General features: G+C 51.9%; 24 protein-coding genes. 4 read left to right on the forward strand and 20 right to left on the reverse strand.

Annotation, left to right across the window (positions count from 1 at the left end; all coding sequences use genetic code 11):
* Positions 1-5 precede the first annotated feature (5 nt).
* The 3 genes from leuB to leuC form a co-directional block, all read right to left on the reverse strand.
* A complete protein-coding gene (gene leuB / locus EL386_RS10660; RefSeq protein WP_126456064.1) occupies positions 6-1,091 on the reverse strand; it encodes a 3-isopropylmalate dehydrogenase in 1,086 nt (361 codons plus the stop codon).
* Positions 1,092-1,319: 228 nt separating this feature from the next.
* Positions 1,320-1,955 (reverse strand): 3-isopropylmalate dehydratase small subunit, encoded by a 636-nt coding sequence (gene leuD, locus EL386_RS10665; RefSeq protein ID WP_126456066.1) that lies wholly within the window; start codon positions 1,953-1,955, stop codon positions 1,320-1,322.
* 2 nt (positions 1,956-1,957) lie between these two features.
* On the reverse strand, positions 1,958-3,373 hold the full coding sequence (leuC, locus tag EL386_RS10670; RefSeq protein WP_126456068.1) for a 3-isopropylmalate dehydratase large subunit: 1,416 nt from the start codon (positions 3,371-3,373) through the stop codon (positions 1,958-1,960).
* A gap of 112 nt (positions 3,374-3,485) precedes the next feature.
* Here leuC and EL386_RS10675 point away from each other — a divergent pair, with 112 nt between their 5' ends.
* A complete protein-coding gene (locus tag EL386_RS10675; RefSeq protein WP_126456070.1) occupies positions 3,486-4,367 on the forward strand; it encodes a LysR family transcriptional regulator in 882 nt (293 codons plus the stop codon).
* On the opposite strand, the gene EL386_RS10680 is transcribed toward EL386_RS10675, so the two are convergent.
* The 6 genes from EL386_RS10680 to amrS form a co-directional block, all read right to left on the reverse strand.
* A complete protein-coding gene (locus EL386_RS10680; protein WP_126456072.1) occupies positions 4,330-5,499 on the reverse strand; it encodes an MFS transporter in 1,170 nt (389 codons plus the stop codon). The two genes, EL386_RS10675 and EL386_RS10680, sit on opposite strands and share 38 nt — an antisense overlap.
* Positions 5,500-5,527: 28 nt before the next feature.
* Entirely contained in the window at positions 5,528-6,628 is a 1,101-nt protein-coding gene (gene aroC / locus EL386_RS10685; protein WP_126456074.1) for a chorismate synthase, read from the reverse strand.
* A 42-nt stretch (positions 6,629-6,670) separates the two neighbouring features.
* Positions 6,671-8,056: an oxygen-independent coproporphyrinogen III oxidase gene (gene hemN / locus EL386_RS10690; RefSeq protein ID WP_126457327.1), complete on the reverse strand. Its 1,386-nt coding sequence runs from the start codon at positions 8,054-8,056 to the stop codon at positions 6,671-6,673.
* Positions 8,057-8,186: 130 nt separating this feature from the next.
* The gene (prmB, locus tag EL386_RS10695) at positions 8,187-9,125 is read right to left on the reverse strand and encodes a 50S ribosomal protein L3 N(5)-glutamine methyltransferase (RefSeq protein WP_126456076.1); all 939 of its coding nucleotides are present in this window, start codon (positions 9,123-9,125) and stop codon (positions 8,187-8,189) included.
* Positions 9,122-9,472, reverse strand: a complete 351-nt coding sequence (locus tag EL386_RS10700) for a S24 family peptidase (RefSeq protein WP_126456078.1) — start codon at positions 9,470-9,472, stop codon at positions 9,122-9,124. Before EL386_RS10700 ends, prmB begins: the two co-directional genes overlap by 4 nt.
* 145 nt (positions 9,473-9,617) lie before the next feature.
* Positions 9,618-10,700: an AmmeMemoRadiSam system radical SAM enzyme gene (gene amrS / locus EL386_RS10705; RefSeq protein ID WP_338057544.1), complete on the reverse strand. Its 1,083-nt coding sequence runs from the start codon at positions 10,698-10,700 to the stop codon at positions 9,618-9,620.
* 137 nt (positions 10,701-10,837) lie between these two features.
* Here amrS and amrB point away from each other — a divergent pair, with 137 nt between their 5' ends.
* From amrB to pyrC, 3 genes are read left to right on the forward strand one after another with little or no spacing between them, the layout of a single operon-like run.
* On the forward strand, positions 10,838-11,632 hold the full coding sequence (amrB, locus tag EL386_RS10710; RefSeq protein WP_126456081.1) for an AmmeMemoRadiSam system protein B: 795 nt from the start codon (positions 10,838-10,840) through the stop codon (positions 11,630-11,632).
* Positions 11,629-12,201 (forward strand): AmmeMemoRadiSam system protein A, encoded by a 573-nt coding sequence (gene amrA / locus EL386_RS10715; RefSeq protein ID WP_126456083.1) that lies wholly within the window; start codon positions 11,629-11,631, stop codon positions 12,199-12,201. Before amrB ends, amrA begins: the two co-directional genes overlap by 4 nt.
* Before the next feature lie 35 nt (positions 12,202-12,236).
* Positions 12,237-13,271: a dihydroorotase gene (pyrC, locus tag EL386_RS10720; protein WP_126456085.1), complete on the forward strand. Its 1,035-nt coding sequence runs from the start codon at positions 12,237-12,239 to the stop codon at positions 13,269-13,271.
* Here the strand turns inward: pyrC and EL386_RS10725 are convergent.
* The 11 genes from EL386_RS10725 to EL386_RS10775 form a co-directional block, all read right to left on the reverse strand.
* The gene (locus EL386_RS10725) at positions 13,265-13,783 is read right to left on the reverse strand and encodes a paraquat-inducible protein A (RefSeq protein WP_126456087.1); all 519 of its coding nucleotides are present in this window, start codon (positions 13,781-13,783) and stop codon (positions 13,265-13,267) included. The genes pyrC and EL386_RS10725 overlap by 7 nt on opposite strands.
* Positions 13,784-13,840: 57 nt before the next feature.
* Entirely contained in the window at positions 13,841-15,133 is a 1,293-nt protein-coding gene (locus EL386_RS10730) for a transporter family protein (RefSeq protein ID WP_126456089.1), read from the reverse strand.
* A gap of 180 nt (positions 15,134-15,313) precedes the next feature.
* Complete coding sequence (locus EL386_RS10735) at positions 15,314-16,078, reverse strand: hypothetical protein (RefSeq protein ID WP_126456092.1); 765 nt, start codon at positions 16,076-16,078, stop codon at positions 15,314-15,316.
* A 213-nt stretch (positions 16,079-16,291) separates the two neighbouring features.
* Positions 16,292-17,020, reverse strand: coding sequence for a C39 family peptidase (locus EL386_RS10740; protein WP_197722063.1), 729 nt, complete (start codon positions 17,018-17,020; stop codon positions 16,292-16,294).
* A gap of 81 nt (positions 17,021-17,101) precedes the next feature.
* Positions 17,102-18,268 carry a hypothetical protein gene (locus tag EL386_RS10745; RefSeq protein ID WP_197722064.1) on the reverse strand — a complete coding sequence of 389 codons (1,167 nt, stop codon included), beginning with the start codon at positions 18,266-18,268 and terminating at the stop codon, positions 17,102-17,104.
* Positions 18,269-18,355: 87 nt separating this feature from the next.
* Positions 18,356-18,985, reverse strand: a complete 630-nt coding sequence (locus EL386_RS10750) for a hypothetical protein (RefSeq protein WP_126456094.1) — start codon at positions 18,983-18,985, stop codon at positions 18,356-18,358.
* Between the two features lie 41 nt (positions 18,986-19,026).
* Positions 19,027-19,422 (reverse strand): hypothetical protein, encoded by a 396-nt coding sequence (locus EL386_RS10755; protein ID WP_126456096.1) that lies wholly within the window; start codon positions 19,420-19,422, stop codon positions 19,027-19,029.
* A 56-nt stretch (positions 19,423-19,478) separates the two neighbouring features.
* Entirely contained in the window at positions 19,479-19,793 is a 315-nt protein-coding gene (locus EL386_RS10760; RefSeq protein ID WP_126456098.1) for a hypothetical protein, read from the reverse strand.
* Between the two features lie 321 nt (positions 19,794-20,114).
* On the reverse strand, positions 20,115-21,458 hold the full coding sequence (locus EL386_RS10765; RefSeq protein WP_197722066.1) for a sigma-54 dependent transcriptional regulator: 1,344 nt from the start codon (positions 21,456-21,458) through the stop codon (positions 20,115-20,117).
* 152 nt (positions 21,459-21,610) lie between these two features.
* Positions 21,611-22,219, reverse strand: a complete 609-nt coding sequence (locus EL386_RS10770) for a response regulator transcription factor (protein ID WP_172597708.1) — start codon at positions 22,217-22,219, stop codon at positions 21,611-21,613.
* A gap of 2 nt (positions 22,220-22,221) precedes the next feature.
* A complete protein-coding gene (locus tag EL386_RS10775; protein WP_172597709.1) occupies positions 22,222-23,100 on the reverse strand; it encodes a sensor histidine kinase in 879 nt (292 codons plus the stop codon).
* Positions 23,101-23,550 lie beyond the last annotated feature (450 nt).

A 23,550-nucleotide genomic window follows, 5' to 3' on the forward strand; every position in this document is an offset into this window, starting at 1 on the left:
TAATTTTATTTGGCTTCACGCAGTGCGGCGACGACGGCATCGCCCATCTCTGTCGTACCGACCTCCTGCATACCCTCCGACCAGATATCTACCGTACGAATACCTTTGTCGAGTACGGCACCAACGGCATTCTCGATACGTTGGGCAACATCCGTCTCATCGAAGGTATAGCGCAGCATCATGGCCACTGAAAGGATTGTCGCCAAGGGGTTGGCCTTGTTCTGGCCGGCAATATCCGGCGCCGAACCATGAATCGGTTCGTACATGCCTTTACCGTTCGCATCCAGCGAGGCCGATGGCAACATGCCAATGGATCCGGTCAGCATCGCCGCACAATCCGAGAGGATGTCACCAAACATATTCGTCGTCACCATGACATCAAACTGCTTCGGCGCGCGCACCAGCTGCATGGCGGCATTGTCCACATACATGTGGCTAAGCTCCACATCGGGATAGTCCTTGGCCACGCTCTCCATGACCTCACGCCATAACTCGGTACACTCAAGCACATTGGCCTTGTCCACCGAGCACAGGCGACGGTCACGCTTCATGGCGATATCAAAGGCGACACGGCCGATGCGTTCGATCTCAGATTCACTGTAAACCAGCGTATTGAAACCTTCACGCTGGCCATCATCACGGATGCGCACACCACGCGGCTGACCAAAGTAGATGCCACCGGTCAGTTCACGCACGATCATGAGATCAAGACCGGATACCACTTCCGGTTTCAGGGTTGAGGCACCGGCCAGTTGCGGGTACAAAATAGCAGGGCGCAGGTTGGCGAACAGCTCCAGTTCCGCACGCAGACCGAGCAGACCCTTTTCCGGACGCACCGCGATGTCCAGTGACTCCCATTTGTAACCGCCGACGGCACCGAGCATGACGGCATCGGCGTCTTTGGCCAGTTGCAAGGTTTCATCCGGAAGGGGCTTGCCATGAGTATCGTAACCGGCGCCACCGACAAGACCCTGTTCGGTTTCAATATCCAGGCCAAAGCCACTGTGTAGGCAATCCAGCACCTTCACGGCCTCTGCCATGATCTCAACACCAATCCCGTCACCGGGTAATACTGCAATTTTCATCGTCATAAGATTAACCTGTATTCAAAGTAATAAACGCAAAGTGCGCAAAGACGCAGAGGTCGCAAAGCAATATAAAAGTGTTTCAATCCTACTCGTAAGCTTTTCATTATGGGCAAATTAATTTTTCTAAATGATCAAAAACAATCAATATACCCTAGAGAAAATTACTTATAGTTCATAAAAACCTTTGCGTTCTTTGCGCCTCCGCGACCTCTGCGTTATTAACTCCTGACTCTAGAATAGCCATGGAGTTTCCTGTTTACGACGTGCTTCATAGGCCTTGATATCGTCGGTATTCTGCAAGGTCAGGCCAATATCATCCAGACCATTCAGCAGACAATGCTTGCGGAAGGCATCCACCTCGAAGGCGATACTTTCACCCGAAGGCGTTGTCACCGTCTGCGCCTCCAGATCGATATTCAGCTGATACCCTTCAGTGGCCTCCACTTCATTAAATAATTGATCAATGACCTGTTCATCAAGGATGATCGGCAAGATGCCATTCTTGAAACAGTTGTTAAAAAATATGTCGGCATAGCTCGGTGCGATGACGACACGAAAACCGTAATCGAGTAAAGCCCACGGTGCGTGTTCGCGCGAGGAGCCACAACCAAAGTTTTTACGCGCCAACAGGATCTGCGCACCTTTATAGCGTGGCTTGTTGAGGACAAAGTCTTCATTCAGCGGGCGCCCGCTGTTATCCACGCCCGGCTCACCGGTATCGAGGTAACGCCAGTCATCAAACAGATTTACGCCGAAGCCACTACGCTTGATCGACTTCAAAAATTGTTTGGGGATAATCGCATCGGTATCAACGTTGGCACGGTCCAGAGGCAAAACCAGACCATTCAATTGGGTAAACTTATCCATGCTTATGCCTCCTCGCTTAACGTGCGTACATCAACAAAATGCCCTGTCACGGCCGCCGCCGCCGCCATCGCCGGGCTCACCAGATGCGTGCGCCCGCCACGGCCTTGTCGACCTTCAAAATTGCGGTTAGAGGTGGACGCACAACGCTCCCCCTCTTCCAGGCGATCTGCATTCATGGCCAGGCACATGGAACAACCCGGTTCACGCCATTCGAAACCGGCCTCGACAAATATTTTGTCCAGGCCTTCGGCCTCTGCCTGCTCTTTCACCAGGCCGGACCCCGGCACAACCAGCGCCAGTTTAATGTTATCAGCAACCTTACGGCCCCTGGCCACTGCCGCCGCGGCGCGCAGGTCTTCAATGCGTGAATTCGTGCAGGAACCGATGAAGACCTTGTCCACGCTGATTTCAGTTACCGGCGTGTTCGCAACCAGTCCCATGTACTCGAGCGCACGTTGCATACCTTCACGCCGGACGGCATCACTTTCATTCGCCGGGTCCGGGACCGTGGCATCGACAGCGACTACCATCTCCGGTGAGGTACCCCAGGTCACCTGTGGGCGAATGCTGGCGGCATCAATATGCACAACGCGATCAAACTCGGCATCGGCATCACTATGCAGCTCACGCCAGCTGGCCTCGGCCTGTGGCCATTGTTCGCTCGTCGGCGCAAAGGGACGACCCTTGATATAGTTAATAGTCGTGTCATCCACCGCCACCATGCCGGCACGGGCTCCCGCCTCAATCGCCATGTTACAGACCGTCATACGGCCTTCCACAGACAAGGCGCGGGTCGCGTCGCCACCGAATTCAATGGCATAACCGGTTCCACCAGCGGTGCCGATCTCACCGATTATCGCCAACACGATATCTTTCGCCGTAACACCGGCGCCGACCTGTCCGTCGACACTGACCAGCATGCTCCTGGACTTTTTCTGCAACAGGCACTGCGTCGCCATAACGTGCTCGACCTCTGAGGTGCCGATACCAAAGGCCAGTGCCCCAAAGGCACCATGCGTTGAGGTATGCGAATCACCACAGACAACCGTCATGCCCGGCAAGGTCGCACCCTGCTCAGGACCGATCACATGCACGATACCCTGACGATGATCGGCCATATCAAATTCGGTTATGCCGAACTCGTGACAGTTTTGGCCCAGGGTCTCTACCTGCAGACGCGATACGGGATCGCTGATGCCGGCACGGCGATCGGTGGTCGGCACATTATGATCCGGGGTAGCCAGAATCGAGTTCGTCCGCCAGACCTTGCGACCGGCCATGCGCAGCCCCTCGAAGGCCTGCGGTGAGGTCACTTCGTGCACAAGGTGACGATCTATATAGAGTAAGGCGGTGCCGTCATCATCGACGCGCACTACGTGGCTATCCCAAAGTTTGTCGTAAAGTGTCTTGCCTGCCATGGTTTGTCTCCGTTTCGAGAGGGGTAGACTACGCCTGCATGAATCATTACTCAAATTCATATTTATTATAGTTTCTATTCCAATAGGTTATATTTAGACCTATACTTTGATAATGGATATCGCCAATCTGCAGGCCTTCATCAGTGTCGCCGAGCACAGCTCCTTCTCGCTGGCCGCCGAACATATACACATCAGCCAGCCCGCCGTCAGCAAGCGCATCGCGGCCCTTGAGGCCGAGCTCAACACCCGTCTGTTCGACCGCATCGGCCGCCAGACCCTGCTCACCGAGGCCGGGCAGGCACTTTTGCCGCGCGCCCAGCGTATCCTCGCCGAGGTGCAGGACAGTCGCCGGGCGATCAGCAACCTCTCCGGAGAGATCGGTGGTCGCCTCAGTATCGGCACCAGTCACCATATCGGCCTGCACCGCCTGCCAAGCGTACTGCGCGCCTTTAATCAGCGCTATGCAGAGGTGGAACTCGACCTGCACTTTATGGATTCGGAAGAGGCCTGCGAGGCCGTCTTGCATGGTGAACTGGAGCTGGGCATCGTCACCCTGCCCTTATCGCCCTCGCCCAGTCTGGCCTGCACGCCAGTCTGGCAGGATGACTTACGGGTGGTGGTGGGCCCGGACCATCCCCTGCATGGTCGACGAAGTATTGAACTGGTGACACTGGCCGGGTACCCGGCGATCCTGCCGGCACACGGCACCTTCACCCGCGAGGTGATTGAGGATGCCTTTCGCCCCTATGGTATCGAGCCATTGTTAAGGCTTTCTACAAATTACCTGGAGACGATCAAGATGATGGTCTCGATCGGCCTGGGCTGGAGTATCCTGCCCGAGAGCATGATCGATGGGGAGCTGCGCGCCTTAAAGGTGCCCGGTCTGAAACTGGTGCGCGAACTGGGTGTGGCACGGCATACCGAGCGCACCCTGTCGAATGCGGCCGAGGCATTAATCAGGTTATTGCCTCTGACGCATGCGGCGCATGGATAAAACGCCAGCTAATCAGCAAGGCCAACACCGCCAGTAGTGCGGCGATGTTATAGGTCACTCCGGCACCCAGGCTGGTCCAGGCATACCCTCCCAGCAAGGCACCCAGCGCACCACCGGCACCAAAACTCATACTGCTATACAACGCCTGCCCTCGCCCCTGGTGCATGCCGGTGAAGTGGATATGAAAATATTGAATGGCCACCGCATGGAAAATACCAAAGGTCGCGGCATGACAAACCTGCACGAACAACATCATGCCCATGGACTCAACATATTCACCGAGCAGGACCCAGCGCACGGCGGCAACCAGCAGGCTGAACATAAGTAGCCTACGCAGGCCAAAGCGCGGTATCAGATGATGCATGATCATGAACACCCCTATCTCGGCAATGACACCGAGCGCCCATAACCAGCCAATCAGGGTTTTTGAGTAACCGTGCTCTTCGAGGTAAATACTGTAGAAGGTATAAAACGGTCCGTGACTGGCCTGCATTAAAAACACGACAATAATCAGTGCCAGAACATCCGGGCGACGCATGACCTTGAAGATGGATTCTTTATCCAGGCGAAGGTGACCCGCGGCACGTTCCGGCACGATCAGACTCATTAACCAGATCGCGATAAACAGACTGACCAAAACCACCGGCAGTATTTCTGGCTCCTGATTTTCCAGGGCCATGCCGAGTAGGGCCACGGCGACAACAAAACCGATGGAACCCCACAGGCGGATCGAACTATAACGATGTGTATCCTGACCAAGGTGGGTGAAGGTGGTCGCCTCAAACTGTGGCAAGGTGGCGTTCCAGAAAAAACTGAAGGCCGCCATGACCATGGCCAACCACCAGTACTGCTGGCCGAAAAACACACCGGCAAAACAAAGAAACGCCAATAGTGAACCGCCGCGGACGATCAGCATGCGCTTGCCGGTATGGTCGGCGACCCAACCCCATACGTTGGGGGCAACAACCTTGGTCGCCATGATCACGGCCATGAGCTCACCAATCGCGCTCGGCGTGAATCCCAGTGACTTCAGGTACAACGGCCAGTACGGCACCAGCACACCGATCGAAGCGAAGTAGAACAGGTAGAAACCTGACAGGCGCCAGTAAGGGGCTGCTGGCTCAGTCTTCATGGGGGAGGTCACGCGCGAGGAGGCTGACTTAGTCTCTGCTGGCCGGTATCACCGGGGTGACCGACTCGACATCCATATTCTGGGCACGCTGGCGCAACATATGATCCATGAGCACAATGGCGAGCATGGCCTCGGCGATCGGTGTGGCGCGGATACCAACGCATGGGTCATGGCGACCCTTGGTTATCACCTCTATCGCTTCACCCTGCAGGTTCACACTTTGCCCCGGCAGGCGCAGGCTCGAGGTCGGCTTCATGGCAATGCTGGCGACAATGTCCTGACCACTGGAGATACCACCGAGTACACCACCGGCATGGTTGCCGATAAAACCCTCCGGCGTGATCTCATCACGATGCTCGGTGCCCTTTTGCTCGACGCAGGCAAAACCGGCACCGATCTCAACACCCTTGACGGCATTGATGCTCATGAGCGCATGCGCAATATCGGCATCAAGACGATCAAAAACAGGTTCCCCCAGACCCGGCGGCACACCGGTAGCGACCACGGTCACCCGTGCACCAATCGAGTCGCCCTCTTTACGCAGGGCGTCCATATAGGCCTCGAGCTCGGCGACCTTGCCGGCATCGGGGCAGAAAAAGGCATTGTTACCGACCTCGTCCCAGTCAAAGGCCTCGGGCGTGATCGGTCCGAGTTGTGACAGGTAACCGCGGATCTCGATACCGTAACGTTGCTTGAGCCATTTCTTGGCAATCGCCCCGGCGGCCACGCGCATCGCGGTCTCACGCGCAGAGGAACGCCCGCCGCCACGGTAATCGCGGACACCATACTTTTGCTGATAGGTGTAGTCGGCATGGCCCGGGCGGAAACGGTCCATGATCTCGGAATAATCCTTGGAGCGCTGATCGGTGTTGTGAATAATAAGACCGATTGGCGTACCGGTGGTCTTGCCCTCGAACACACCCGAGAGGATCTGTACCGCATCGGCCTCACGACGTTGCGTGGTATGGCGCGAGGTACCCGGCTTGCGGCGATCCAGGTCAATCTGCAGATCGGCCTCGTTCAACTCCAGTCCGGGGGGACAACCGTCAACGGTGGCACCGAGCGCCGGCCCGTGGCTCTCGCCAAAGCTGGTGACGGTGAATAATTTTCCAATGCTGTTTCCTGACATGCGGGATATTGTAGCCGTTTCTTGGCAGCGCGTCAGCGTCGATTAGATCACCTTTGAGAACTGCTGTGCCGATTTTTGCAGGTAGGCATCAAAGACCATGCAGATATTGCGAATCAACAGCCTCCCGGCTGGCCGAACCTGGATGCCCGTTTCACTGACCGCTAACAGGCCGTCCGCCTGCATCGACGACAATTGTTGTATTTCTTTGGCGAAGTAATCCCGACAATCAATGCCCAGCTCGGCATTCATGACGGCAAAATCGAGGGCAAAGTGACAAATCAGGGCCTGGATCACGCGACGGCGGATGCGGTCATCCTCGCTCAGACGCATACCACGCAGCAGGGGTAACTGCTCGGCCTCGATCGCCGCGTAATACGGCCCCACTTCGCGCTGGTTCTGGCTGTAGCTGTCGCCGATCTGGCCAATTGCCGTCACGCCAAGGGCAATGAGATCACAGTCGGCGTGCGTTGAATAACCCTGGAAGTTGCGATGCAGTTTGCCCTCACGCTGGGCCACGGCCAGTTCATCATCCGGGCGGGCAAAGTGGTCCATACCGATATAGACATAACCGGCCTTGCCGAGGTGTTCGATACTGGCCTGCAGGATATCGAGCTTGGTCTGCGCGTCCGGTAGCTCATCGTCATTAATACGGCGTTGTGGCTTGAACAGGGTCGGCATGTGCGCATAGTTAAACAGCGACAGGCGATCCGGTTCGGCCTGCAGCACCCGGTCCAGGGTGCGGATAAAACTCTCTGTCGTCTGGTGCGGCAGGCCATACATGAGGTCCAGGCTGATCGAACGAAAACCCTCTGCACGCGCGGCATCGATCACCGCGAAGGTCTCCTGCTCTGACTGAATGCGGTTCACCGCCTGTTGTACACGTTCGTCGAGATCCTGCACCCCCAGGCTCAGGCGGTTAAAACCGATTTCTCGCAATACGGCGATGGTCTCGACACTGGCCTCACGTGGGTCAATCTCAATGGAATACTCGCCCGTGGCATCATCGGCAAGGCTAAAGTGTTGACGGATGCATTGCATCAACTCAGTCATTTGTGCATGACTGATAAAGGTCGGCGTGCCGCCACCCCAGTGTAATTGTTCGACTACGCGATGACTGTCGAACAAGGCCGCCTGCATGGCGATTTCCTTGTGCAGGTGTTGCAGATAGGGAATAGCGCGTGACCTGTCCTTGGTGACGATCTTGTTACAGGCGCAGTAGTAACAAATCGTGTCGCAAAATGGCAGGTGCACATACAGGGACAATGGCCGCGAAACCGCAGCGGCCTGACTGTCGGCAATACAGGCACGGTAATCCTGTTCGGTGAATGCCGTCGTAAACTGTGGCGCGGTCGGGTAAGAAGTATAACGGGGGCCACTGATGTCGTATTTCTTCAGCAGCTCCAGGTCAAAGACGACTTGTTGTTCGATCTGTTTCATGCGTCTAATGACTTCTCCAGTGAATAGTGCAGGAATTATGCAGCCCCCACCGGCCGGTAACTATGATCTGGATCAATCCTCGTCAATATCCAGGCCATGTTAGGTTTCATACTGGTAGCCTTTATCCCGCCGCGCGCAGCTGACCGGCAAATTCCTGCTGATGTTCCCTGACCTGCTTCGAGGTTAACAGGAAAACACCCTCACCACCGCGTTCAAATTCCAGCCAGAGGAAGGGTACCAGCGGGAAGCGTTCAACCAGTGCCCCGGCGCTGTTACCGACTTCGACAACGAGAATACCCTCCTCGTTTAACCAGTGACTTGCCTCGGCGAGAATTTCAACACAGGCATCCAGGCCGTCATCCCCGGAGGCCAGACCCAGTTCGGGTTCATGGTGATATTCCTCCGGCAGCGAGGCCATTTCCTCAGCCGATACATAAGGTGGGTTACTGACGATAATGTCATAACGCTGCGGTGGCAGATCGGAGAATAGATTAGATTCGTAAAGATTTAACACCCCTTCCATACCATGCTGCGCAATATTTTTCTCTGCCACGGCAAGGGCATCTGTCGAGATGTCTGCGGCATCGACCTGTGCATACGGAAAGGCGTGTGCGCAGGCAATTGCAATACAGGCACTACCCGTGCACATATCCAGCACATGGCCGACCTGTTCGGGCTCGACCCATGGTTCAAACTGCTGCTCGATCAATTCCGCGATAGGTGAACGCGGCACCAGTACACGTTCGTCTACATAAAATGACAAGCCGGCAAACCAGGCCTGATTTGTCAGATAGGGCACCGGGATGCGTTTTTCATAACGTTGTCGGAGCAGGTCAAAGACGCGTTGTTTTTCATCGCGCGTCAGATTGGCAGAAAAGAGTTCCGGCGCCAGTCCATGCTGCAGGTGCAGGGCATGCAGTACCAGGGTCAGGGCATCGTCTACGGCATTGCTGGTGCCATGGCCGTAATGCAGGCCAGCCTCGTTAAAACGACTCGCTCCCCAGCGAATAAAATCGGTGAGGCTATGCAGTTCTTCTCTCGGCAGTTGTGACGGGCTCATGTATTGGTACGAACAACAGCAATCTCTTCCGTGGTCCAGTCGTAATGCTTGCGCTTGCGCTTGTAATACTTCTGGATGACGACGCCACGAACACTGAAGGCCTCGACCATCTCGACGGTTTCATAGGCATCATTGAGGGGCTTCATGTATTTCTTGCCGTTTTCTTCGACGTACTGGCGAAAATGGGTTTCGCCCAGGTAGTCGAGCACCACATAGGAACCGTTGCCACAAGGCGCGGCCTGATCGACGATAATGATCGCACCGTCTTCGAACTCAGGCTCCATGCTGTCACCCAGTGCCTGCAGGGCAAACGGTTCAGTTACGTCTGAGGTACATCCACCACTCATGGCTTACTCCTGGTTGATCATTCTTGGGTTGAACGCTATTGGTCTGCGCACACTATAAGGAATAGGGTGGCTGGCTAAATCAGTAGGCTTGGCAGTCTAGGGCGCGCGGCCATGAAGTCAAGTAAAAAGCGGAGAAACCCGGCCATTACCCCGCAAAATCGGCCAAATGCACGGGCTGGCGGCGTGCGCCCCACTGCCCCGGTTCGGCCTCGAAGACCCCGGCACAGGCCGTACCACACTGCTTACACTGGCCCTTTTCATCAAGCTGCCAGGCTTTCAATTCATACCAGTCACGGACAATGAGTTTTTCCCCACAGCTGTGGCAATAGGTGGTACCGCCCTCCTCATCGTGAACATTGCCGGTATAGGCATAACGCACACCATTTTTGATGGCGATTTCACGCGCCCGGGTCAGGGTCTCGTATGGTGTCGACGGCACATCCATCATTTTATAATCGGGGTGAAAGGCGGTAAAGTGCATCGGCATATCCGGGCCAAGGTGCTCCACCACCCACTGTGTCATTTCCTCGATTTCCTTCTCACTGTCGTTCTTACCGGGGATCAATAGCGTGGTCGTTTCCAGCCAGACGTCCGTTTCATGTTTAATGTATTGCAAGGTGTCCAGCACTGGCTGCAGGTGGCCACCTGTGATCTTGTAGTAAAACTCTTCAGTAAAGGCCTTCAGGTCAATGTTCGCTGCATCCATGTGCTGGTAGAACTCCGCCCGCGGTTCAGGACAGACATAACCGGCACTCACCGACACCGATTTCACGCCGACCTCATGACAGGCCTTTGCGACATCAATGGCATACTCGTGGAAGATCACCGGGTCATTGTAGGTATACGCCACGCTACGACAGTCCAGGGATTTCGCTACCCTGGCGATCAGTTCCGGAGAGGCTGCATCGGCAAGTGTATCTATCTCGCGTGACTTGCTGATATCCCAGTTTTGGCAAAATTTACAGGCCAGGTTGCAACCGGCCGTGCCAAACGACAGCACCGGGCTGCCGGGTAGAAAATGGTTCAGGGGTTTTTTCTCGATAGGGTCAATGCAATAGCCGCTGGAACGGCCATAGCTGGTCATAACAATACTGTCGTTCTCGTTGGCGCGGACAAAACACAGTCCACGCTGACCGGCATGCAGCTTGCAAAACCTTGGGCACAGGTCGCACTGTATCCGCCCGTCATCAAGGCGGTGCCAGTATTTCGTGGCCACGGTATCTGTCATGGGGGTTTCCTTCATATTTAATATATAGGTATCGACCATACTCAATTCAATACCCGAAATATAGCAGGGTAATATCCTTGCAAGTCATATGGACTTTTGGCAGGATAGCTATTAGATATCCGACGGAGGAAGACAGGGTGGCAAGCATCAGAGAGGCCGCTGTCGCGGATCTTTTCTACCCGGCCAACCCGGCCGAGCTTAACCAGCAGCTTGACGAATTCATTGGCCAGGCAGGGGCGGATCGTGAACCGGCTCTGGCCTTGGTTGTCCCGCATGCAGGCTACATCTATTCCGGTCCTGTCGCTGCCAGTGCCTACGTCCACCTGCAACCCTTACGCGGCAAGATTCGCCGAGTTGTCCTGCTCGGCCCCTCCCATCGCGTCAGTTTTTATGGCCTGGCCACGAGCAGCGCGGACTTTTTTGCCACGCCACTGGGAAACATCCCCCTGGACCGCCCAGCACTCGACGGCCTGCTCGAGCTGCCACAGGTGCACCAGTTCGACCAGGCCCATGTCGAGGAGCACAGCCTTGAGGTACAACTGCCTTTCCTGCAAAAAATGCTGGGCAATTTTGCACTGGTACCGCTGGTGGTCGGTGATGCGGAACCGGCCGAGGTTGCCGAGGTCATTGACCGTCTCTGGTCTGATGAACAGACCCTGGTCGTGATCAGTTCTGACCTCAGTCACTACCATGACTACCCTACGGCACAGAAAATGGATCGAAAGACCTGCGAGGCCATCGAGACCCTGCACCCTGAGGCCATTGATTATGAAAGCGCCTGCGGCCGCAACCCGTTAAGGGGACTACTCGATGTGGTCCGGCAACGCGGTCTGCAAGTACGGACCCTGGACTTGCGTAATTCCGGGGATACCGCCGGTCCGGCCGATCGCGTGGTCGGTTATGGGGCCTGGATGGTGACGCCCCGCCCATGAACCTGACACCTGCCGACAAGGCTACGCTGTTAAAACTGGCCAGAGACTCCATCACCCATGGAATGGAACACGGCGTGCCACTCCCGGTCAGCCTGGAGGAACATAGTGATATTCTCCAACAGCCCGGTGCCAGCTTCATCACCCTGCACCTGAACCAGGAGTTGCGCGGTTGTATTGGCAGCCTCGCCCCGCACCGCCCCCTCATCAAGGACGTGGCGCAAAATGCCTTTAGTGCTGCCTTTCGTGATCCGCGCTTTACCCCGGTACGCCGTGATGAACTGGATACTCTCCATATCCATATCGAGGTCCTGAGCCCGACGCAGTTACTACAATTTGGCTCCGAAACCGAATTGCAACGGATGATACGCCCCGGCATCGATGGCCTGGTCCTGCGTGATGGCGTCTATAGCGGTACCTTTCTGCCCAGTGTCTGGCAGTCATTGCCTGACGTGCAAACGTTTTTGCAGCAGCTCAAGAGAAAGGCCGGCCTGCCCGCCAACTACTGGTCGGACAGCCTCGAAGTCGAGCGCTACACGACCGAGTCCTTCGAAGAACCCGTCCAGGAATAGCAGACGCCTCCCCGTGTGCGTGGCATAATCCCCTTATGCAAACACTGACCCTGACACAACCTGATGACTGGCACCTGCATGTCCGCGATGCTGACGTACTATCCAGCGTAATGCCACATACGGCCAGGCAGTTTGCCCGCGCTATCATCATGCCCAACCTGAAACCACCCGTGACTAACGTCGAGGCGGCAATGGCCTATCGCCAGCGTATTCTCGATAGCTGTCCTCAGGGCAGCCCGTTTCAGCCCCTGATGACCCTGTACCTGACAGACAAGACCTCGGCTGAAGAAATTGCCCGGGCGGCCGAAAACGCATTTGTGCATGCCGTAAAACTCTATCCCTCAGGTGCCACTACCAACTCGGATGCCGGTGTAACCGATATCCGGCATACCCATGCCGCACTGGCCGCCATGCAGGAAACCGGCCTGCCCTTGCTCATTCACGGTGAGGTGACGGACCCGGCCATTGATGTCTTTGACCGTGAGACCGTCTTTATCCATGAACAGCTGCTGCCCCTGCTGGAGAAGTTCCCTGATCTGAAGGTTGTCCTTGAACACATTACCACGGGTGATGCCGCGGACTTCGTCCTCAATGCACCGGACAACGTCGCCGCCACCATTACGGCACATCATTTGTTAATGAACCGCAATGCCATGTTCGTGGGCGGCATACGACCGCACCACTATTGCCTGCCCATACTCAAGCGCGAGGAACATCGGCAGATCCTTGTCGATGTCGCGACCAGTGGTAACAAGAAGTTTTTCCTCGGCACCGACAGCGCCCCCCATGCACAAGGGGCAAAGGAGAGTGCCTGTGGTTGTGCCGGCATGTACACGGCCCACGCCGCGATCGAATTATATGCCGAGGCCTTCGAGGCGGCGGGGGCGCTGGATAAACTTGAGGGTTTTGCCAGTTTCCATGGCGCGGATTTCTATGGCCTGCCCAGGAATACCGGCACGATCACCCTGGAACAGAGACCATGGCAGGTGCCAGACAGCTATCCACTCGGTGATGAAGTCCTTATCCCCTTACGTGCCGGCGAAACGCTACGCTGGTCTGTCCGTCAGTAGCCAGACTCGGCCTGTTTAAGGCAGGCATCGGTCAGTTTGATCACGCGGGCGGTAATATACATCGTTAGCAATACGGCGAGGGCAAAGGCATACAGGCCAATATGTACCTGCACGGCAAAGAGATAACCCAGTTTTAGTGCGACGATCAGAATGGCAACGACAAAGACATCCAGCATCGACCACTTGCCATAATCATGCATATACCTGAGGTGGCGCTGAGAATTCGAGTCCGTAGCGCTACCCGCCACCAGTCGATACAGAACAACTATTTTCATCAAGGGCAAGATGATGCTGAATGTCGCTAACAGCAAAAATAACAGCCATTGCCCTTCCCTTAATAATTCGAATACCCCGCTCACCACAGAGAATGTGTTTTCGAGCACGATAAACTTTTCAATGGTCAGCATCGGCGCAAACAGACCGACAGCCAGACACAGCAGGTTCAGGCCAATGAGCCAGCGAAGCCATCTTGCCTGACGGGGGAATTGTGTTGAAATGGTCTTGTCTGCCATCCCAGCACAATAATCAAAATGGCACGGGCTTTCAAATGCCGCGCCGTCATTACCCACTCAGAAGGTATAAGGGAACTTCATGCTGAAGGTCACATCCGGCGCATCAGTATTCAGCCCAATGCCAATATTCGTGATCCAGGATGACATATCACTCAAGGCATAGGTTGCACCAATGTTTAGCTGGGCACTATTCGCGTCACTGCCTATAATCGACTGCCAATCACCAGTGCTATCCAGCTTTTGACGTGACTTGCCGGTAAAGCTCTGATTATAACCAAAGCTCATACTGGTGCGCTCATTCAGGGCAAAGGCAATACCGAGACCGTAGCTAAAGGTCGAGCCCAGATCGATACTCCCTGGCTGTTTGCCGTCAGCCGAACTAATATCGCCAAAGTCATCCTCGAGGTTATGTGTGTAATTGACGCTGGCAAACAGGATAGCCGGGTCTACTGTCCTGACAAATGACAATCCTGTAGATAGTGCCCATAGGCCATTACCACTGGGCAATTCTTCCGGAATCATCAGGTTACCTGAACCGTCAACATCGATAATCGAGATACCGTATGGGTCACTACCCGTCGGTGCCTTGACCCGGACATTCCAGACAACATCAGGCCAATTAGTTTGTTCTTTGACTAACTGGTAGTAAAAACCGGCACTCACATCACCAAGTTCTGTGTCCAGGGTAATATCTTCTTCAATCAGACTGGTTGATGCGCCACCAGCGCCAACAGACTGGTAATTGGTATTTCTGTAAACAAAGGGAATATTAAAATCGAGTTGTATTCTGTCAGTCAGGCCATAACGTCCTGCCAAGTCGAGAGTCAGAATCTGTGCTTCGACCTCATCGACGCTGATTGTACCTAAAAATATAGAATCAAGGGCGAGGAAGCCGTTTAACAATAACTGGTTACGGTCAAAGCTAGTGTAAGTAAAACCCGGCTCAAAAGTAAACTTTCTGTCAAACAGCGCATGCTGTTCCTGATAGACGGCCTGCGTACTACGACTGGCTGGGGCCTCCCTTATCACCTCTTCCTCAGCCGCCCTCTTAGCCGGTGGTTTTGCCTGTTGGCTGGTCGTATTATCCTGTGCCAACTGAATGTTCTTGTCCCCCTTATACACCGTCTTAACAATGCCGCCAGTCTGTTGATAGGACGGCTTGCTATAGAAGGCCAAGCGATCGAGACGCGCCTCCAGCTTCATCAGGCGCAAGGCCTGTTCATCGTACTTTCCCCTCAAGTCATTAAGTTCACTACGTAGACGTTCAGTCTCTGCATTGTCGGCAACAGCAGACGTCGCGAACATAGTGCCAATGACGACGGCAAGATATCTCTTCCTGATAATAGACATAGCGTTCCCTTTTTCTTATCTGACAACGGCAATTATTTGCTTCCCCCATCGCCAACACGCATATAACAAAACCAGTTTTTACAGTAAGTTATATGGTATTGGCGACACCTCAATCTCATGCTCCTCACAATTCCAGTCAATACGTATTTTTGCGTATAATTGTGTTATGTGGCTGCTACCCTATAGTCTGCCAATGCTCTGCAGACCACGCAGACTGCTAAGGGCCGTCCCTAGCTCTGGTCGCTGCAGGCCATTTGCGACCTGCTGCTGTCTGGCAACAATATTAATTACATTGCTAACCTGGTACTGGTTGCTACTTATCTGTACACGTTGACTGATACCATTAGCCTGGTTCTGAGCCGCATTACGGACATTCTGTGATACCTCGATATCACCGGGCAAAGCGACGGTGTAACCAAAACCATCTTTATTCAGACTGAAGGTAGTGGTCGTGCCTGCATCGCCAGTGATACTTTTTGTGCCAGGGCCATCAAAGTTACTGCTGACTTCCCCCCTATCAGAAAAAAAGCTTTCTGGGCCGCCGACATCACTTGATATATCAATAGCAAGCTCATTACTAACCTCGTTCAGGTCACCCGCAATCTGGATACTCTGACTGACACCCTCAATGTTATCCAGACCATCAGAGCTAATACTGGTCAAGTTGTTTGCGCCGAAACTTGAGCCACCAGCACCTTCAACAGCTGCCGTACTGGAATGGTAGACCGTGACGGTTGGGCGGATAGCAGTCGATGAAACAATATTGGTAGCAAACTCTATACCTGCTGTGGTGATCCGCCCCGTGTTGCTGGCCACTTTTGTATACATTTCTACACCAAAATAGGTAATCTGGTTCCCGCCTGTATAACGGCCACGTAGACCTCCGAGCTCCTCATCGGATAGCTCAATCTCATCATTGAAAGCATACAAATCGCTATCGATCATTGCGTGTGCCGTAGGTATGAATAATAGACCGCAACCCAGAACTACTACGGCCGAAATGCCAGTGATACGAACTCGTGAATGTCTGTTCATCATCTTCCCCATGAAAATTTAAACAGCGATTTAATAACACACCTGTTTTTCTCAGCAACATATTTTTTGGAATAATGTGTAATTTGCGCCGCACCAATTAATAAAAAATACCCACGCCTTACTTTAAAAAAGTTCTGCATGGGTAAAACCGAACTTCAATAAATCATTGTTTGTTAGCGGGATATGTGCTCGCGCTAAACCACGTGCTGTCACCGGCGCCGCGGGTTGCATCAAAACCGTATTACGGTCAAAGCCCTTGCCAATTACAGCAAATACCACCCCATTCCAAATCTTGTTAAACTCTTCAAAACTCAGTATTTTGTTACCCAGTGCCGGGTCAGCAATGTAGACCTTGCCATCACGATAGGTCTTAAAGACCACGAAGTGTTTATAGCCACGTATATCAACCAGGGCAATGATGGGAATTTTGATCCTTGATAATGTGCCTGACTTTACCTTATAACCACGGCCCCTCAGTCCGATAGATTGTGTATAACGCTTGATATCCAGTAGTGAAAAACCCCTTTTCCTGACCGTCTCCGGGTCACTTACTTTCAACATGCCACGCAGCACTGACTCCTCTGTGACATCACGACCATAGGCATACTTGAGAATGGTGGCTAGGGCAGCAGCGCCACAACTGAAATCTGTATCTTGCCTAACCAGATTCACATAACGCTGTTCGCGCAGACTAATAACTTGTTTATTAATCACGCCAGCACCAGGTAGGATGCTACCAAAACGCACCTCACTGGCCCCTGTCATTGATGACATGAAGAGTAATAGCATCAAGCTAAGAGCACTGACATACCTCATCAGACAATACGTAATTCGATCGTTATCATTTTTCATGTTCAAGTAGCCTGTCATATATTATTGATTGGAATATGCCGACCGGATGATTCCGGCCGGCATACCAGTCAGTAGGTGATATCAGAACTCACCACCAGGCATACCTGTACCAGTCGATACACCGAGCGCAAGGCTGTTGTTCTGCTGGTTACCCGTGCCTGAAGCGATGTTCACCCCGATATTACCCGAGGCACCTGCCAATGCGTTGCCTGACAGGCTTGCATTGTTGACGGAAGGTATATAGACATCCCAGGACTGCGAATAAGAGCCACTGAAATAACCTGACAGGTGAATCTCACCTACTTCGTTGAAGGCCAGCGCACCGCCATCACCATTAAGGTCTTGTGCACCCTGAGCCTCACTATCAAAATCACTATGGCCCAGGAGAGCGCCATCTGTAGGATGATTAGGTAGACCTGTAGTGCCTGCAGCCCAGTTATCTACATACAGGTCGCCGATCTGATCCGAGGTGCCTTCGTATCCACCCCACAGTTCAGTTTCTCCGGAGAAACTGCCACTCTTCGATAGCGTGACTACCTTGCCAGTATTATGAGTAATATTACGATCAGATTCCTGATCGGACGTCACCATGGCAAGTCCCACGCCGCCGGTGGATACGGCTGCAGCCAGGTTGTTCTTCTGCTGGTTGCTGTTGCCAGCCGAGATGTTTACGCCGATGTTGCCAGTAGCACCTTTTAACACATTGTCACGCACACTTGCGTTGTTATACACACCATAATTTTCAGTGTAGTTGAACTCACCGTCTTGCGAGGAATGAGCCTGTCCATCGGCTGCACCAAACGTCATCTCGGCATCAGCCACGGCCAGGGCAGCGGCATTATCCTGCTGGTTGTTGGTACCCGCTGTGATGTTGAGGCCAATATTACCTGCGGCGTTACTGAGGGAATCTCCTGAGGCATTGGCATTGTTATTATGCCCGTCATTGTAGACCTCATTAAGCTTATTACTCTGCTTGTCGTCGGTTACCGCCCGAGCATAGGCGTTAGGGTCCAGATCAACACCTATATTGACTTCAACACTTTCGTCATAGTCAAAGTCTTTCTCAATATTGACATCCACATTGTTGCTACTTGTCGTGATGTCAAGGTCAAGATTTAGCTCGAGGTCTGCCTTAGCGGTAAAGGTATGGTCATTATCGTCATGACTCTCTGTGGCAAAGGTCAGCGGTGACGCGATGAGCGCAGCAACTGCCAGGGCCATAGGTGTGTATTTAAATTGCATCTTCATAGTAGTTCTCCTAGTTGGTGTTTACAGTGTTTATGGTTATACCCCGTCCCTTATATTCCATCCCGCCGGGGTCGTGCAGGGGGGAATTCATTTCGCACCCGTAGAGATGCGTAGTGCAAAATTATTTCTCGTTGCATTGCCGGAACCAGCTGTCTGGTTAATTTGCACAATGCCACGACTATTCTCGAACGCTGTTGATTCGATATCCGCTATACGGATACCTGGTTTGTCTAGCCCCTTGACAACCGGGGCAATTGCATAACCTGTAATCGACTGCGACAATTCCACATCGGTAATCGCCTCAACACCCACACCATAGGCAATACCGTTAGCCTGCGTATTACTTACCCCACTTATCTGGTTGATGGAGAGGATACCGGTAGAATTAGAAAAGGCATTGCCGCGAATACTGGTTATACTGATATCAGGAACAGTCCCTTGGCCCAGAGCCGTTGCTTGGTGGCTGGCTATTCTGCTTCTCGCGATCCCGGTTGCACTGATGGCAATGGCCGCAGCATTAGCCTGTAGGTTGGCATCACCTGCCACCAGATTAATTCCCACTGCGCCGTTGACGCCGGCAAGTGCATCACCCTCGACAATTGATTCAGTTATATATGACGGCAACACCACCTCAAAGTCATTTGCCTGTGCCGATATGGGTAGACTGCTTGTTATGCTGCTCAACACTGCGAGCAAGGCCCCTGTATAATGATTCATTATCATGTCCTGGTTACGCTCTATGTTCCACGTTCAAATATTTATTTTGAACTTGAATAAAACAATGACATCCAAAGAATTTTTCTAAGCATTGCCACACCCTTTGCATTCATCTTACGGTGTCGCGGATTATTCCGGGTAATAGCCTCTTCAGGCTTTACCACTATCTCTTCAACCATTTCTTGTTCGGAATTATCCATATCCTGTACATAACCATCCGGCTCGGTTGCTAACCCTTCCTCTATGTTCAACAAGTCACCCTCTATCAGACTATCTGCCGGGGCCGAAATGGACTTGATACTGGCATCAAGTTTATGCCTCGAAAAATTAGGCAACGCATCATTCTCGACCAGTGCGATATCTTCCTGCATTGGCGTTAAGCCCTGAGTTGACTCTTGCGACCAGACCACATCAGACCCCAGCAGAACAATCATCATGCTTGCAATCTTCCATAAACTCTTCTGTGTCAGATTCCGCATGATATATACCTCGGCTAATTTCTGTTAAACCTCACGCTCACATTCTGTGTGTTTCCACTACCGCTCATGCTGTTATGCTGCACTGATTGTTTGCCACTGCCTTTTTCATCCCAGAGAATGACAGACACTGCCTCTGGTCGGTTTGGCGTATGGCCATCGGCGCCTTTGCCACTAATTTCATGTAATTCACTATCCTCGACATGTTCACCATCTATTAGCGCTGCGTCCGCCAGAATGAAGGCCTTATCATTACCCTCGGCATGTAACACACCACTGACCAGCAGCAACAAGCTTGCTATGAAACATGTGGCATAAATATGTTTTTTCATTTCCCGACCTCAAGCCGCTATGCATTATTTGGCGTTGATGTTTATTGTTTATAGTGCAACCGCCATGCCAAAAACATAAGCTGCTGTACTGACTGAGGTTTTTCTGAGGCGCTACGTAAACGGGTTTTGCGGATGTATATAATGTGAAACACCATCTTGCGGGAAGGGCCTGTCAGCTATTAGATAACAAACACTTAAACCACATTGTAAGGTGTAAAGCTTTTGTATAAGTAAGATCACGCGGCGGGGAGGTGCACGCCATGCACCAGCTACTGTGGCGCATACTGCATATACGGGGGAACAACAGGAAACTAATTACAGCTAGAGAGAGATGGAATGTTTTTCCATGAGGCGATAGAGCGTCACACGTGAGACGCCCAGATTCTTAGCCGCCAGTGAGACATTATTTCTACATTGTTTCAGACCGGCGATGATCGTATCTACCTCAGCATTATTACGCGCATCATCAAGGCGCTGAATCCGACGGCACGGACCGCGTCTTTCCAAACCAAGGTCAGCCGCACTGATCAGACGACCCTCACACATCAGCATTGCACGTCTTACCTTGTTAATCATCTCGCGGACATTGCCCGGCCAGGGATAATCATTCAGCGCCTGCAGGGCATGCTGGCTAAAGCCGTTGACGCCATTGCCGGCCTCGTTATGGAATTTTTTAAAAAAATACTTTGCCAGCACTTCTATATCATCGACGCGCTCACGCAACGGCGGCACATATAAATTTACGACATTTAGCCGATAATACAGGTCTTCACGAAACCGTCCTGCCTGCACCGCCTGCTCGAGGTCAACATGCGTGGCGGCAATCACCCTGACATCAATATGTAATGAACTGGTTCCACCTACCCGCTCAATCGTCTTCTCCTGTAAAAACCTCAACAGGCTGGTCTGTTGCTCAAGCGGCAAATCACCGATCTCGTCCAGAAACAGTGTGCCACCAGTGGCTGCCTCTATCTTGCCGATTTTCCGCTGATGAGCACCTGTGAACGCACCCTTCTCATGCCCGAAGAGTTCGGTCTGGATCAGCTTTTCAGGTAATGCGCCACAGTTGACGGCTACAAACGGGGAATTACTCCGTTCTGAACGTTCATGAATAGCCAACGCTGAAAGTTCCTTGCCGGTTCCGGATTCTCCATTAATGAGAACCGGGGCATCGACCCGGGCAAGCTTGCGTATATTGGCAAAATGCACCCGCATAACCGGGCTTACGCCTACCATTTCATCCTCATCACTGGATACAGTAATTTCTTCTGATAGCCTGTTTTTCAGGGTTGACATGCCATAGGCATGTCCCAGAGTGTTCAGCAGAATCTTCGGACGAGTAGGCAGGGTATGATAATCGTAGAATCCGTTAAGAATGGTGTTCCTGCACAAGTCATTATCAAGTAGTTCACGCCTGGTGAGCAGGGCCACCCACTCCGCCCGTGAGCGGATAAGGATATTTTCTAACTGTTTTATCTGTTGAGGATTATTCGTATCCAGGTGGGCCAGGCCGACCCTGTATTCATGCTTTTCCAGAAGTTCCAACGCCTCTTTCTCGGAGTGTGCGGTATGAATATACCAGCGATCGGTATTTATTTTGTTAATGGCATCTTCATGCACATGCATGGGATTCCAGTAGAAAATATTTCGCCCCCCCGTATCCATGAACAGCCTCCCGTGCTTGATATTATTATTAGTTAATGAAATTTCCCCGCATGACTACTTGCATAAATCGTATACGCCCAATCTGGCTCGCGAAATACGTACTACTACCTGAGGCTGTGATTTTCTTATTTAATAGCTTGAATTAAAAATCATTATGCTGATGTAATACCTGCGCGCACAACGTCAGAGATAGTGCTCGCATGCAACTTATTCATAATCTTTGCACGGTGCAGCTCCACTGTGCGAGGACTAATATCCAGTTCCCTGGCAATTTCCTTGTTCTGACAGCCGTTCACCAACAAGTCCATCACTTGACGCTCACGTGTCGTTAGTGATTGTATTCTTTTTTGTGATTTTTCTCTGTACAAGGCTTTTTCTCTGTAATCCTCACATTGCAGCAAACAACCCCTGACGATCTTGATGAGTTTGTCATTATCAAAGGGCTTTTCGATAAAATCAAGCACACCCTCTTTCATAGCCTTCACCGCTATACTAATATCTCCGCACCCTGACATCATCACCACAGGCATATAAATAGATTCGCATTCCATTTTTTCAATCAGCTCAAGCCCTGTCATTCCAGGCATCTTTACGTCGGCCAGCACACAGCCCTGCGCATCTCTGTTTACCTTCACGAGAAAATCCTCTGCTGATGCAAAAATACTGCTGACGATGCCCTCCGATTCCATAAGCCCCGATATAGCAAGCCTGACACTTTCATCATCATCAATAATATGTACAGCATTACCTGTTTCAGACATGATCATTCCTTTGTAATATCAAGCATAAAATAAAACTTACTACCACAGCCCTTGGCGCTATTCAGGCATAGGCAACTATTATGTGCATTTATAATTGAATGACTAATTGCCAGACCCAGCCCCATGCCATTTGGTTTTGAGGTATAAAAAGGCTGAAAAACCTTTTCCGCCTCAAGCAAAGTCATACCAGAACCGTTGTCTTTAATAATTACTGCCACGTTATCATCGATGCGTATGACGCTCAATTCAATTTTCTTTGGTTTATTCACATTTCCTTTTACGGCATCTATCGAGTTTCTTATTAAATTCACTATCACCTGGCCAATCAATAACCTATCGACATTGACTGTCACATCCTGTTCGCTCATATTAATGACAAACATTATGTCATTCAGTCGCACCTCTATTTCAACAAGCTCGACTACCTCGCTGATAATGTCATTCATAGACATCATCGTTCTTTCAAGATCCTTTTCGACAGTCAAGCGTTTTAAGCCCTTAATGACTTCGCCTGCTCGCTTTGCCTGTATGCCTATGGTTTTGAGAGAAGTGAGTATTGCATCTTGTCCATGGCTTTCCCTAGCCATGATCTTTATTGCCGTATCGGTCAGTATTGAGATCGCCGTAAGTGGCTGGTTAAGTTCATGCGTTAACTCCGCTATTACGCGGTTAATCGCATTTGTTCTTACTGAATCAATAATGAGAAGTGGATTGTTGCCATCATGTCCGACTGCTTCGGGCTGATGACTATTTAAGTGTGATTGTGACTGCTGCTGTTGATTGGGTGCCTCTATCTGCGTGTGGAAACTTAACTCTGCAGAAGAGAGCCTAATAAATCGACCGTACCATAGAGGTAATACGGCAGCAGTTGGCTTATCCATACTGGATCCTCTCACATAGGTTGCTGTCTTCACACTCGGAGCAACCTTGTTCATTCAACAGTGGATTCTTTGCCCCATCTTGTCAATCTATTACTGACTTGATGGTAACGCTTTCTAAGTACCCTCTCCCCAGAGTGGGTTGTAGCATGTGAAGTGGCTTTTTTACTTTTTTACAAAATCCAAACCACTCCCAGAGCAAGCATCCTACGCTATCCTCTAAGACTATGATAATACGTAATTATACTTAACTATACCACCATATACATGCTTTTATAATGGGTATTATTGAGCGTGGTTGATAACCGAAAGCACGGCTCTGTAAAAAAAATCGGCCCTTTAAGGGGGGTGGGGGAAAGGGCCGATACAAATGAAAGTGCAAGTGTATAACCTGATTGACTGCAGGAAAGTACAAACAATATTATTTATGTTTGTGGTACAAAAATATATACG

Source organism: Sulfuriflexus mobilis (genome assembly GCF_003967195.1).
Lineage (GTDB): Bacteria > Pseudomonadota > Gammaproteobacteria > AKS1 > AKS1 > Sulfuriflexus > Sulfuriflexus mobilis.